Origin of the sequence: Terriglobus roseus (assembly GCF_900102185.1) — a bacterium.
GTDB classification, from domain to species: Bacteria; Acidobacteriota; Terriglobia; order Terriglobales; family Acidobacteriaceae; genus Terriglobus; species Terriglobus roseus_A.
Genome location: NZ_LT629690.1, coordinates 4,397,720 through 4,411,353 on the forward strand (window position 1 = coordinate 4,397,720; position 13,634 = coordinate 4,411,353).

At 57.1% G+C, this 13,634-nt stretch carries 10 protein-coding genes; 2 read left to right on the forward strand and 8 right to left on the reverse strand.

Annotated features, from left to right (window positions below; all coding sequences use genetic code 11):
• Nucleotide 1 precedes the first annotated feature (1 nt).
• Nucleotides 2–760, reverse strand: coding sequence for an SDR family NAD(P)-dependent oxidoreductase (locus BLT38_RS18345; protein ID WP_419865722.1), 759 nt, complete (start codon nt 758–760; stop codon nt 2–4).
• Between the two features lie 125 nt (nt 761–885).
• Here BLT38_RS18345 and BLT38_RS18350 point away from each other — a divergent pair, with 125 nt between their 5' ends.
• Nucleotides 886–2,103: an SGNH/GDSL hydrolase family protein gene (locus BLT38_RS18350; RefSeq protein ID WP_083346484.1), complete on the forward strand. Its 1,218-nt coding sequence runs from the start codon at nt 886–888 to the stop codon at nt 2,101–2,103.
• A gap of 6 nt (nt 2,104–2,109) precedes the next feature.
• Here the strand turns inward: BLT38_RS18350 and BLT38_RS18355 are convergent, their stop codons facing one another.
• The 4 genes from BLT38_RS18355 to BLT38_RS18370 all read right to left on the reverse strand — a co-directional run bounded on the left by BLT38_RS18355 (nt 2,110) and on the right by BLT38_RS18370 (nt 8,924).
• The gene (locus BLT38_RS18355; protein WP_083346485.1) at nt 2,110–2,577 is read right to left on the reverse strand and encodes a hypothetical protein; all 468 of its coding nucleotides are present in this window, start codon (nt 2,575–2,577) and stop codon (nt 2,110–2,112) included.
• The gene (locus BLT38_RS18360; protein ID WP_083346486.1) at nt 2,537–2,737 is read right to left on the reverse strand and encodes a KTSC domain-containing protein; all 201 of its coding nucleotides are present in this window, start codon (nt 2,735–2,737) and stop codon (nt 2,537–2,539) included. The genes BLT38_RS18355 and BLT38_RS18360 overlap by 41 nt, the downstream gene beginning before the upstream one ends.
• 167 nt (nt 2,738–2,904) lie before the next feature.
• The gene (locus BLT38_RS18365) at nt 2,905–3,441 is read right to left on the reverse strand and encodes an outer membrane beta-barrel protein (protein ID WP_083346487.1); all 537 of its coding nucleotides are present in this window, start codon (nt 3,439–3,441) and stop codon (nt 2,905–2,907) included.
• A gap of 8 nt (nt 3,442–3,449) precedes the next feature.
• Nucleotides 3,450–8,924 (reverse strand): Ig-like domain repeat protein, encoded by a 5,475-nt coding sequence (locus BLT38_RS18370; RefSeq protein ID WP_083346488.1) that lies wholly within the window; start codon nt 8,922–8,924, stop codon nt 3,450–3,452.
• A 405-nt stretch (nt 8,925–9,329) separates the two neighbouring features.
• Here BLT38_RS18370 and BLT38_RS18375 point away from each other — a divergent pair, with 405 nt between their 5' ends.
• The gene (locus BLT38_RS18375; RefSeq protein WP_083346489.1) at nt 9,330–9,518 is read left to right on the forward strand and encodes a hypothetical protein; all 189 of its coding nucleotides are present in this window, start codon (nt 9,330–9,332) and stop codon (nt 9,516–9,518) included.
• Nucleotides 9,519–9,698: 180 nt separating this feature from the next.
• On the opposite strand, the gene mnmE is transcribed toward BLT38_RS18375, so the two are convergent.
• From mnmE to BLT38_RS18390, 3 genes are all read right to left on the reverse strand, one after another.
• The gene (gene mnmE, locus BLT38_RS18380; RefSeq protein WP_083346490.1) at nt 9,699–11,087 is read right to left on the reverse strand and encodes a tRNA uridine-5-carboxymethylaminomethyl(34) synthesis GTPase MnmE; all 1,389 of its coding nucleotides are present in this window, start codon (nt 11,085–11,087) and stop codon (nt 9,699–9,701) included.
• 114 nt (nt 11,088–11,201) lie between these two features.
• Nucleotides 11,202–12,947: a DUF885 domain-containing protein gene (locus BLT38_RS18385; protein ID WP_083346491.1), complete on the reverse strand. Its 1,746-nt coding sequence runs from the start codon at nt 12,945–12,947 to the stop codon at nt 11,202–11,204.
• A gap of 88 nt (nt 12,948–13,035) precedes the next feature.
• Nucleotides 13,036–13,626, reverse strand: coding sequence for a protein jag (locus tag BLT38_RS18390; protein ID WP_231966614.1), 591 nt, complete (start codon nt 13,624–13,626; stop codon nt 13,036–13,038).
• Between the last annotated feature and the right edge of the window lie 8 nt (nt 13,627–13,634).

The window sequence follows — 13,634 nt, forward strand, 5'->3', positions numbered from 1 at the left end:
GCTACTGGTTCACACCACTGGCAAGGAATCCGCCATCCACTGCAATGATCTGTCCCGTGGTGAAGCTGGTGGCATCGCTCGCAAGATAAATCGCGGTGCTCACCAGCTCATCCGTTGTGCCAAAGCGATCCATCGGTGTGCGCAACTTCAGTTCCTGCCCGCGTGGGCTATCGATGATTTTGCTGTTCAGCGCAGTGGGAAAGATACCCGGCGCAATCGCGTTGACCAACACGCCATGCTTTGACCACTCCACCGCAAGCGAACGTGTAAGCGACGCTACAGCAGCTTTACTGGCGCAGTACGCAGAGACTTCCATGAATGCCACAAAGCTTGAGAGCGACGCGATGTTGATGATGCGGCCACGCTTCTGTTGAATCATGTGGCGACCAAACACCTGGCAACTACGCAGTGTGCCTGTGAGGTTCACATCCAGAATGTTGTTCCACGTGTCGTCCAGTACATCCAGCGTGGGCTCGCGTTTCGTAATGCCGGCGGCGTTCACAAGAATGTCCACGGAAGGGAAGTCCGCCAGCACGCGGATGCACAGGTCTTCCAGCGACACGCGCGATTGCACATCGGAGGTCGCTTCCGTGGTCTTGCGGCCAAGCGCGCGAATCTCCGCTGCCGTTTGTGCGACACCTTCGACAGAACGTGAAGACGCGACAACATCCGCACCCGCCTTCGCAAAACCAAGCGCGATGGCCCTGCCGATGCCGGATGTTCCGCCAATCACAACCGCTGTGCGTCCGTTAAGATCCATTCTGTTTCCCATCTCCATGTCGCGTGTTCACGCCGCGAGTCAATCCAAGCCAAGATACATGCAGGTAAGCAAATTCGTTGACAGCGCAGTCGAGGCGTTCGTATAGTTCGCGTCACAAACTATATATGAAAACCCTCCGTGTCCTGCCCATTCTCTTCGGCGTCTGTCTGTCACTCCCTGCGCAGACATGGGTGGGGAGTTGGGCTGCGTCGCAACAGGTTCCTACCGGCGCCAATGCCTTGGCGGCGAATGAGTTACAGTCCGCCACGCTCCGACAGATCGTGCATCTTTCGTTAGGCGGCGAGCAGCTTCGCATCCGCATCGCCAATACGTTTGGCACCGTGCCGCTGCATCTCGCCGCAGTACACATCGCAAAGCCGAAATCCGCAGTCGACGCCGCGATTGATCCTGGCACCGATCGCGCCTTGAGTTTTGACGGCAAGCCAGATGTCGTCATTCCAGCAGGCGCGGAATACCTATCTGATCCGATTGCATTTCACGCAACAACATCCTCTGACCTTGCCATCACGATTCGCTACACGGATGCGCCAGACGTCCAAACCAGCCATCCCGGATCGCGCGCAACGTCGTATCTTTCACACACCGCAGCGGTCGACGCCGCAACGATGCCGGATGCGAAAAAGTTTGAACACTGGTTCCAGATCAGCGGCGTGGATGTTCCTGCTTCGAAAGACACGGCAACGGTCGTCACCCTGGGCGATTCCATCACCGACGGTCACGGAGCTACAGACAACGGCAACGATCGCTGGCCCGATGATCTCGCAGCACGTTTGCTGGCCGATGCCAAAACGCGTTCGCGCGGTGTGTTGAATCATGGACTCGGCGGCAATCGCGTGCTGCTCGACGGACAAGGACCAAATGCACTGGCACGCTTCAGCCGCGATGTTCTCGCACAGCCCGGCGTGAAGTACGTCATCGTCTTCGAAGGCGTGAACGACCTCGGCATGTCCACAAAAGACGCGGAGATTTCACCAGAAGACCACGCCGCACTCGTAGCGCACATCCTTGGTGCCTATGAACAGATGATCGACCGCGCACACACGGCAGGCTTAAAGATTTACGGAGCGACCATCACGCCCTATCAGGGGTTCATCTTCTATCACCCCACCGCAACGAACGAAGCAGACCGCCAGAAGATCAACGCATGGATACGCGCATCCGGGCACTTCGATGCTGTTCTGGATTTCGACAAAATCGTCGCTGATCCTGCAGATCCCGCGCGCCTGTTGCCCAAATTCGATTCCGGCGATCACATCCATCCAAATCAATCGGCGTACCACGCCATTGCAGAAAGCATTCCGCTGTCGCTGTTTGCGAAGTGAAGCTAATTAGGGAATCGACGCTTCTGCTCGCTTCAACAACACTGGCAGATCTAACTCATCGCGAGTCATGTTGCCCTGCAACTGCTGCGCGTGAGGAAGGTCTTTCACTCCGACACCTGCTGCATCTTGCAAATGCAGATGAAAGATGTTGCCGTCTTCATCGGCCAGCACCAGCGTTGTACCCATCAAATGCGCCTGCGAGAAGGTAGTCGTAGCAGTCTCGCGATCGTAGCGATAACTGGCATCGGTCACATCATCGCCGCTCACGTTGAGCGTGATCGTAGCGGTACGCTGTCCGATGGTGCCGCGGTAACGCAGTGTCTCTGCACTCGCGACAAGCGTGATTGCCAGCAGAACCCCGACGATGAACAGCGACCGTAGCTTCACGCACGCAAGCGTATCAAAGCGCAAGTGCCATGCGCTGTCCGAGTGTTTAGGCAGCCAGTAGAGCTTCGGAGCGATGTTTGTGTGCAATCACATTCTGCAGGTATGCAGCCTTTGCAAAGACCGCCTGCAGTTGCGCCCATTCGCTGGGAGGCACATCGAAATACCGCTTAGTTCCGCCCCAGTTGCGGAAATCCACCGTCAGCACCTGGCTTACTTCGTCATAGCGCATTGCCCGGATTGAAACCATTGCGTGTTCCCTCCCTGCACAGCAGTGTCGCGCGCTCTGTGTGATGGGAGTGTGAACTCTCTACTTCCGTTGCACGATTTTTGCAACATATTTGTTTTGTGCCGCTGTTGATTCATGCGGCACATACGCAATAGAAGAAGGAACCTACCCCAGCAACAGCACCGCGTTTACCACACGCGGAAGCTGATGCCGGTGCTGATGCCGTAAGGCTTCATGGTCCCGAAGGTGAACTGTGGCCACACCTGGTATTCCACATCCACCACGCGGATGTGGATGTTGTCATTGGAGATCCACTTCTCCAACCCCGCGCCCGGCGCCATCACAAAGTACTGCCCATTGCCGTAGCCATAGGGAAAACGCATGGTGCCCAGCCCGACCGGCATCTTCACATAAGGCACCCATCCCTCCGGCTTGAAGCTGACGCGTGGGCCAATGAGATAGGTGTTCTGCTGGATACCTTGTTTGCCACCCCATCTTAGAAAGCGCGCTTCCCCTTCCAACCCCACATAGCGGTGAAAGTGGGCGTCCACATAGATGGTGGGGCCGTAAAGATTCGAGTTACCGTAGTCGCTCCTGTACCAGGAGCCGGCAATACCCACCGTCGTGTACATGCCCGGACCCGAGGCCGTTGCCTTCGTCGCCTGGGCCGGAGCCGCTGCTGCGTACAGCAGCAGCCCCAGCAGAGTGAGGATGCTTTTTTTCATCGTTCCCCTCACTGAGTAACCGTCAGGCTGACGGGCAGCGACAGGGTGACGCCAGACTTACTGGATGCGCTCACACTGAAGGTGTACGAACCCACTGGAGTGCTGCTCTGGTTAAGCGTGCCGCAGCCCGTTACCGGGATCAGCATGGTCAACAGAACCAGCATCAGCAGAGCCGGAACTCGGCGCTTGCCACGCAGCAACCACACAAACAGTGGGCCTACGGGCAGCATGGCCAGTAACGGACCTTTGCCCATGGGCGCGCTGCTGCTTGCGCTCTCACCGCCTGACGTCAAAGGCGATCCCGTGTCGATGACCACCTTAACCTTCACCTGGCCATCAGCGGGGAGACCCACGCTTACCTTCTCAAAGGTGCAGGTTGCTGCATAAGGCAGGCCAAGGCAGCCCAGCGACAGCGTGTCACTGAATCCACCCAATGACTGGATCACCAGGTACGTCTCGGCATACTTCTTCGACTGCACGCTGAGCGTTGCAGGTGTCAGGCTCAGGGTGAAGTTCGTTGCATTGGTTGGAGGAAGCTGAACCTGCGAAGAGTTGGATGCGGCATAGTTTGCATCACCGCTGTAGCCCGCCGTCAGTGAAGCTCCATCCACAACCGTGTTTTGCACGCTCAGCGTAGCCACACCAGTTGCGTCCAGACGACCGGATCCGATCGACTTGCCACCGGAGTAGAAAGTAACGATGCCCGTCGGTGAAACAAGACCGGTTCCCTTCACCACGGCAACTAGAGATTGAACTCCGTTGGTAGCCGTCGAAGCAGCCGTGGAAGTCAGCAACGTCTGCGTGGCACGCAGATTTACTACTTCCGTCAGCGCGGGAGAAGTAGCGGCGTCTGTGGCCACATCGCCCGCATACTGCGCGGTGATCACATGACTACCCGCAGCAAACGCAGCTGCCGTGATGGTCGCAGTACCGTTCGCATCCAAAGCGCCCGTGCCAAGCAGTGTCGTGCCTTCCAGGAATCGGATGCTACCAGTGGGTACAGGTGCAACGGCTGTCTTGATGGTTGCGGTCAGTACCGGTGTATCCAGCGTAAGAGCCGGGTTAATGCTGCTTACCAACGCAATCTGCGGTATCTGCGTTACCTGCTCTGACACTGCGCTGGAGACAGAGGGCGAGTTGTTGCTATCCCCTGCATAAGACGCGGTGATGGAGTGCATGCCCGGTGACAACGTTGTCAACGCGAGCGTCGCAGTGCCATGGTTCAAAGTAACCTGTCCCAGCGCGGCTGAACCATCCATGAACCTCACGTTGCCCGTGGGCGTTACGCTTTCACCCGTCACGTTCGCCGTGAAGGTGACAGCGTTGCCGTAGTGGCTGGATGAACCGCTGGTGGTCAACACGGTCTGCGTCGACGCGTTACGAATCCCCTGCGTCAACACAGCAGAAGTGCTGCCCTGAAATGTACCGTCGCCGCGATACACAGAAGTCAGGCTGTGTGTTCCCACAGAAAGCGATGATAGCGTCAACGTCGCCGTACCATCCGCGTTCAGGGTGCCCGTTCCAATGGTGGAGGCACCATCCAGGAACGTAACGGTACCTGTGGGATGTGCGGTAAGGCCATTGACTGTTACCGAAGCAGAAACTCCGGCCATCAACGTCAACGCAGATCCTCCAACGGCAGGGTTCGCGCTGGATGTGATGGAAGCATGCGTCTGCACGAACACGGATTGCGTCACCGTGTTCGAGTTGCTACTAGCGTGCGTTCCATCGCCGGAGTAAACCGCAACAATGTTGTGTTGGCCCACCGAGAGCGTGTTAGTGTTGTACGCCGCCACGCCAGTAGGATCCACAGACACAACGCCAAGTACGTTTGCACCATCCTGGAAGGTGACCGTACCGGTTGGGTTACTTACACCGCTTGCCACCGCTGCACGCAGCGTCACTGTATCGGCATAACCGGCAGATGCGTTGCTCGTGGTCAGAACGGTATTGCTTGTGGCGCCGTCAATGATGATGGTCACGATCGCCTGCGCGGCAGAGTTGTTCTGGTCACCCGCAAATTGTGCAGTGATGGTGTGTGTACCTACAGTAAGCGTCTGTGTCGTGAAGCTCGCACTACCTGACCCGTTCACTGTCATGGTGTTCAACACCGCGCTGTTGTTCAGCAACTTCACTTGCGGGTTTGATGGAAGAACACCATCGCTGATGAGATTCACGTTCAGTGTGACGGGCGTGTTGTAGGTGGTGTGCATCGTAGAGCTGCCCAGCGTGAGCGTGGGCGTTCCCAGGGACACCATCACAGTAGAAGGAGCAGAGGTAAAGCCTGCATAGTTACCGTCACCACTGTAGGTCGCGGTAATGCTGTGTTGGCCTACCGCCAAGGTGCTCAGTGTGATGGCCGCCGTACCCTGTCCATTGATCGAAACGGTGTTCAGCGTCGTCGCGCCATCCATGAAGGTGATCTGACCAGTCGGTTTAACAACGCCCACGGCCGAGACCGTAGCCGTCATCGTCACAGACTTACCAGCGAGCACGTTGTTCGTGCTTAGCTGCAGAGCCACGCTGGAACTGGTGGACTGTACCACCTGCGTGAATACGGGAGAGGTGCTCACCTCATAGTTTGTGCTTCCATTGAATTTCGCGGTCAGCGAATGCGTGCCCACTGTCAGCACCGTGGTGGAAAGCGTCGCTACACCATTCGTCAGTTGTGTGGTCCGTAACGCGTTGGCACCGTCATAGAAGGTTACGTTGCCAGTGATGGCACCAACTGCCGTTTGGCCGGGAGTCATCGTCACGGTTGCGGTCAGCGTTACAGCAGAACCGCCATCAGATGGTGTTCCGTCGCTGGCGAGTGTGGTGACAGTGGTCAGCTGATTTACCGTAACCACGGTGTTAGCTCTGCCGCCCGCCGTGTAATCGTCTCCGCTGTAGGTCGCAGTGACGGTATCGGTCCCCGTCGTCAGTCCTGTGGTGGCCAGCGAGAACGTGCCATTGCCGTCAATAGGACCGCTTCCAAGAACAGTGACACCATTCGCAAATGTGATGGTGCCGGTCGGCGCAGGGCCATTGGGGCTGGCGACTGTCGCTGTCAGCATCGTGCTCTGGCCCACGGTGATTGTCGTTGGATTGGCCCCAGCTGAAATAGTGGGGTCAGCCTTGGTAATCACCTGCTGGATCGCCGCAGAAGTACTGGTGTTGTTGTTGGTATCACCTGCGAACTTCGCCGTGATGTTGTGTGTTCCACCGGTCAGCGTAGAGATGGTGAAGGTGGCCTTGCTGTTGGCCCCCACACTACCTGCGCCGATGGCTGTTGAGCCATCGTAGAAGGTCACAGTACCGCTGGTGACCGGCGTGGTGGCGCTGATGGTCGCCGTAAACGTCACAGGCTGATTGACTGCAGCTGTATACGACGAAGAGACCACAGCAATCGACGTGTTCTGCAGGACGTTCTGCGTTACAGAATCGGTGCTCGACGCGTTGTTGTTATCGCCGCCGTAGGTCGCGTTGATGGTATGCGACCCCAGCGATAGCGAACTCGTGCTGAAGGTGGCAATGCCGTTGCTGTTCATCGTGACATCGCCGCTGATGGCGGTTGTGCCGTCGTAGAAGGTCACCGTTCCGGTAGGCACACCGGATGCCTGTGTTTCGCTGACAACTGCGGTGAAGGTTACCTGATCGCCCAGTCCTGCCGGGTTCTTGTTTGAAGATAGGGTCACCTTTGTCGGTTCTACGGAGAGCACGATGCCGGTCATGCTGACGACATCCGGAGAGTTCGAACCGTCCGATTGCACGGTGAGCGTACCCACTGGATTCACATTATTTACATCCGTAATGGTGGTCGGTGCAAACTGCACTCCCAGCGCACATGTCCTACCCACGGTCACTGCAGTGGAGGTGTAGCAGGTGGTGGTGGCAGCGTCCAGAGCGCTCTGATTGAACAGAATATTCGAGGGCGTCAGTGTGTCGGTGCCGTCATTTTCAATCTGCAGTATCTGCGGTACGGCGGCCTTCTTGCCCACCTTCATGCTGTCGAAATACAGCATCGACTTGTTGCTATGGATCAGCAGTATGCGTTTGTTGAAGTCGTCGGTAATGTACAGATTGTTCTGGTCATCTAGCGCAATCGAATAGGGGGTGGACAGCTCAACCGTGTCAGCGTTCACCAATGTCGTGGCATCAATGGGCCGGTTATAGCTGACGATGGATTCCATATTGCCCGTTGTGACATTGGCACGGCGAATGCGGTTGTTCTGCGAGTCGGCGATGTAGATATTGCCCAAAGCATCCACAGCAACCGCAGTGGGGAAGTTCAAGGAAGCTGAAAGCGACGGACCACCATCCCCATAAAGACGGGGCGGGCCGTTCAGGACGCCTGCCACTGTGACCAGCTTGCCATCGGAACCCAACTTACGAATCGCCTGATTAAACTTGTCCGCGATGTAGAGAGCCCCACTGGGATCAAACGCCAGCCCAAAGGGTTGATTGAGTTGTGCCATGGTGGCTAGCTGACCATCGTTTGCATATCCGGCAATGCCGGTGCCGGCAACAATGGTCATCATGCCCGTGGATGCGTCCACACGGCGCACCATGTTGTTGCCCGTGTCAGCAATGTAGATGTTGCCGTCAGCGTCGAGTGCCACGCCGTACGGAGACAACAGAAGTCCTGACGTAGCTGGCGTGTTGTCCGGTGATGATCCAGATGTAGCCAACGTGCCTGCGACCGTCGTGATGATGTGTGTCACCGCGTCTACACGACGAATGGCATTATTGCCCGTGTCGGCAAAATACAGATTGCCCGCGCCATCCATCGCAAGCTGTGCAGGCAGGTTCACGCCAGCCGTCTTTGCTGCAGCACCATCGTTCTCACTGGATGCATAACCAATGCCAGCGTAGGTATAGATATTGCCAGCGGTGCTCACGTGCCGGATGCGGTTGTTCAACGTATCGGAAATGTAGAAATCGCCCGCAGGAGTGCCGATAACGCCGCGTGGCAAATAAACGTGGGCATACGTTGCAACCCCGCCATCCTCGCCGCTCGTATACTCCGGCTGCTGGCCATTGCCGGCGACCAACTCCGCCTTGCCAGGATGAATAACAGCAAGCGAACCAGTGCCCACGCCGTCTATCAACTGCTGCGCCACCACCTGGCTGCCGTTAACCAGCACCACGGCACCCGGACGATGTCCCGGTGTCGTTGGCTTAAACAGAACATTCACAGTGCAGGAGGGTTGGGCCGGTCCCGCAACGCACGTGCCGCCGCCTGCATCGGTGAAGTCTTTGCTCGCAATTCCCTGTGTGAGGACGCGCACTTCCGTCACCGTGCCCGCTGTTGGATGCAGCGTCACCGTAAGGTTCGCGCTTCCAGTCAACGACGTGGTGCCGGGAATGTGTTGGACGGTTTGTGCGGCAGAAATTCCTGCGGTGCTCAGGCAGGAAAACAAAGCTCCCATAACGGGCAGCAGAACGGAGCGCAGACGCGCGGACACGCAAGGCCGCGAGGTCTTCGACGAACCAGCAAACATTGGTTTGTAACTTCCTTACAAGGGTTCCTGGGAAATGGAAAAGAGAGAGAACGAGAACCAAGTCGTCCATCAACGGACGTGAGCGATACAGGTTGCAGATCGATTGAGTAGTTAGCCTACGCAACGTCTGTTGTTATTTCTATGAATAATTCTTCCACCGGTATCCGAGTATGAACATCACCCACACGTGGAAGAACTGCTTCACCCTGTTAGGGGTAACCAAGCCCATCTTCGCGTTATCTATCGTGGGGGCGACATAGCCGTAACTGGAGTGTGTGAACAGATAGCCGCAGATTTTTAACAGAGCTAAAAAACCGTGCCTAGGAAGGCGGGTGTATGCTGAATTGCTCTGTATTCGGGGTACCCGACAGAGCCCACCACGCACAGGAATCAAAGGAGAAGCCCATGGGACTGTTGGACGAAGTGGAAAAGATCGCAGGCGCAGTAGTCGCTGTCGAAGGTCTGAAAAAGGTAGACTCCGACCCCTCCATCCTCACCGAAGCTGCGGCTGCCTTTGCCGGCTATGAAGGCACTGGCGCGCTCAAGGATTTCGTCAATAAGGAAGAAGGCGAAGGCGAGAAGAAAGAAGGCTAATCACCTGCCCCCTGCAATCCGACACAAACATAAAGGCCCTTCCGCGAGCCATGGAAGGGCTTTGCGTCTACTGCTTTTATCTCTCGGGAAAATTAGCGCCCCATACTACGCTGCCTTATCCGCTTGCCAGAGGGAGTAGATGCGGTGCCGGAGTATTTGGCGGGACGCGTAAGCGCTTATCTACTTACCAATGCAAAAGCTGGAGAAGATACGGTTCAGCACATCGTCTGCCGTGGTCTGCCCGGTGAGCGAATCCAACGCACGCAGGCATTCGTAAAGGTCCAGCAACACCATCTCGTGCGGTATGCCAGTGCGGGCCGCTGCCACAGCGCGTTCCAACGCCTCCAACGCACTCTGTACCGCATCGCGCTGACGCAGGTTGGTTAACGTAGCGCCTGCTGCAGAAGGCTGCGATCCCGCCATGCGCAGAATCTCTCCACGAAGCTCTGCAATACCTTCGCCTGTTGCGGCAGAAGTGACCACGCCTTTTGTGTTCGCAGGAAGAGACTTCGAACCTTGGCGAAGATCCGCCTTGTTCCATGCAATCAGCAACGGGCGATTCTGCAGCGCTTCTGCGAGCGGCGCTTCAAGGTAAGCCTCAAGAGCATCCGCTTGTGAATCACTCGCCTCTGTTGCGTCGACGACGAGCAACACAGCGTCAGCATCCGCAATGGCACGGCGTGAACGTTCCACGCCCATACGTTCCGCTTCATCTGCCGTTTCGCGAATGCCCGCAGTATCCAGCAACTCCACTGGAATACCGTTTAGGTTCACTCGCTCCGCAATCACATCGCGTGTGGTGCCAGGCGAAGCCGTAACAATCGCGCGCTCCTGTTCTACCAACCGATTAAACAGCGAACTCTTTCCCGCATTCGGCTTGCCCACAATAGCAAGCTGAAGACCCTCCCGCATCAACCGGCCATGCGTAAAGCTGGCCAGCAATGTCTGCAATGGCTGCTGCACATCGCGAACACTCGCAACGATCTCATCCGCCGCCATCGTTGGTGTGTCGTCTTCCGCAAAATCAATGCCCGCCTCAAGCGTCGCGATGAGAACAAGCAACGCATCTTTCGCAGGACGGATCTCCGTAGCAATGCTGCCACTCATTTGTTCTGCAGCCAGCTTCGCCTGCTCCAGCGTTTGCGCATCAATCAGATCGCGCACAGCCTCGGCCTCTGTCAGATCAAGCCGTCCGCGCAGAAACGCACGTTCCGTAAACTCACCCGCACGCGCAGGCGTTGCGCCCAATGCGACGCATCGCCGCAACAGCCAGTCCAGCACCACAGGCGAACCATGCGTGGCAATCTCCACCACATCTTCACCGGTATAACTTTGCGGAGCCTTGTAATACGTGGCGATGGCGTCGTCGATGCGCGTTCCGTCCACGTCGCGCAGAATGCCATAGACAGCATGACGCGGCGTGGCCCACGAAATCTTTGCGAATAACTGCTGAGCCACAGCGAGCGCGTTGCTACCAGACAAACGAACCACACCAATGCCGCCTCGCCCCGCAGGCGTCGCAATGGCAACAATGGTGGTCTCCTCCAGAAGATCGTGCGCTGCGCTCATGAACTTATCTTAGTGACTCTCCAACGAAACCACTCAAACGCAAAATCACAAAGGCTGCACCTGTACACACTGTGTACCGGATGCAACCCTTGCAAACTTGTTGTTCTGACGAAGCTACTTAGCCTGCTCGTCGATCCACTTCGACACACGTGCATCCAGCACGGTCAACGGCAGTGCGCCACCGTTCAGCACCTCATCATGGAACGCCTTGATGTCGAACTTCGCGCCCAGCTTCGCCTTTGCCTTCTCACGCAGCTTGCGAATCTCAAGCTGACCCATCTTGTAGCTCAGCGCCTGTCCCGGCCATGCAATGTAGCGGTCGGTTTCCGTCTGCGCCAGCGCGTCGTTCACATCATTGGCGTGCATGTAATCAATCACCTGCTGCCGCGTCCATCCCTTGTCATGAATGCCAGTGTCCACAACCAGACGCACCGCACGAAACAGCTCGCTGTTCAGTCGGCCGTAGTCGCTAACAGGGTCCTGATAGAAACCGACTTCCTTACCCAGCTCCTCCGCATATAGCGCCCAGCCTTCGCTAAACGCTGAGTAGCCGCCACGGAGGCGGAACTTCGGCAATCCCTTCAACTGCTGCGCCATACTGATCTGCATATGATGTCCCGGCACGCCCTCGTGATACGCAACCGCTTCATCCAGCACCAGCGTGCGTGTCGTCGGATTCGCAACCGCAACCACAACGCGTCCTGGACGCTTCCCATCCGGCGTACCTGCGTTGTAGTGCGTAGCCTCCGCTGCGGCGAAGTCAGGGATGGGTTCCACAGTCACAGGCGACTTCGGCAACAGGCCGAACAGCTCCGGCAACTTCGGCTCCATCTGCGCAATGTACTTGCGGAAGTCTTCCACGATCTGTTCTTCGCTCTTCGGCTTCCACTTCGGATCGGCATTGATCACAGCGCGCCACGTCGCCAGGTCCTTGTATCCCGCTTTCTTCGACAGCACCGTCATCTCTGCAGTGATGCGCTTCACCTCATCCAGGCCAAGCTGATGAACCGCTGCAGGCGTAATGTCCAGCGTGGTCATCTGCTTCACAGCTTCCGCATAACGGCGCTTGCCATCCGGCAGCGATTCAATCGAAAGCGCCTCGCGTCCCTTCGGCGCGTAATCATTGCGCAGAAACGCAGAGAACTTTGCGTACGCAGGGAACACATCGTTGTTTACAGCATCCGTGATCTCCTGCGTCAGCCGCGTCTTGTCAGCTTCGCTGAAGCTGGCCGGAAACTTCTTCGTAGGCAACAGAAATGGATTAGCCTTCACCACGCCGTCGCACTGTCCTGCGAGCTTCTCCGTGATGACCTTCGGCGGCATCAGCCCATCCTTCAGTCCAATGCGCATTACGTCCGTGGTCTCGCTCAGCACGCGCGGAATCTGCTTCAAACGTGCAACGTAATCCTCGTAGTGCTTTACCGAATCGAACGGCATGCTCAGCGCCAGATCAGCCAACCCGGTGTGAATACCGTTCTGCTGATTGATGGGCATCTCATAGTTCTTCAGTTCATAGCTCACATCACCGCGCTCCAGTCGATCCTGCAGCAGCGCATGCGAAGTAATGTCTGTGTCGCTCATGCCATCCGTAGAGATGGCCTTCAGCCGCTTCAGAAAATCATCGTTCTCGGCGTGGTCACGCTGAATCGAGGCAAGCGAATAGTCGCCTAACTGATCGTTGTAGCGATAGTCGCCGAACGAAGTCGCGCCAGTAGGATTGCGCTTCAGCCCGTTCTGGAAGTACTCCTCAAACAGCGCATTCTGCGCGGCCGTGCGGTCCGCAACGGAAGTCTGAGCAGGAAGTGACACGCACACAGAAACAGCTGTGCAGGCAAGCAACAGGGCAGGCGTAATTCGCATGCAGATGAGCCTAGCAGACCGCAAACCCCCGCAAAAGAAAAGAACGCAGCGAAAACGCTGCGTTCGTATCAATGAGATGTCCTTTGGCCTACCGGCGGCGGAAGCGTTCGCGAATCTTCGCGGCGCGGTCATCGCGTTCGCGTGCCTGCCAGCCTTCGGGATACAGAACCACAAACCGATTCGGTCCTTCGCCGCTGGACTCCGTACGCAGCCCCTCAGCCTTCTTCAGCGCTAGGTGGAGCATACGGCGTTCGCGGCTGCTCATGGGTTCAAAGCGATAGGGCTTACGGCTGTTCTTTACGGCCTCAATCCCCTCTTCCGCCAGGTCCAGAATCTCGCGATTGCGTTCTGCCTTGTAGCCGCACGCATCGAAGCTGATGCGATCATGCTCTTCCGGCTCCAGCCGCAGAATCTTCGCGCACACATGCTCCAGCGAGCGCAGCAGTTCCCCGTCCCGGTGGATCAGCATCTGCTCATCCGGGCCACTCAACTCCACATAGATCAGGCGGTCCTCCAACCCATCCGGGTCAGCGGCGCCTGCGCCAGCCACAATGCGGAAGCGGAGTTTGAATCCGCCGGTTGTGGTCAGCATCTTCAGAAAATCGTGGGTCTGCTGGGCTGCGGTCTTCAGATCCTGCATGTGAATGCGTTCTTCCTTCTTTCGGGATCGTCGCCGCATAGCGGTTG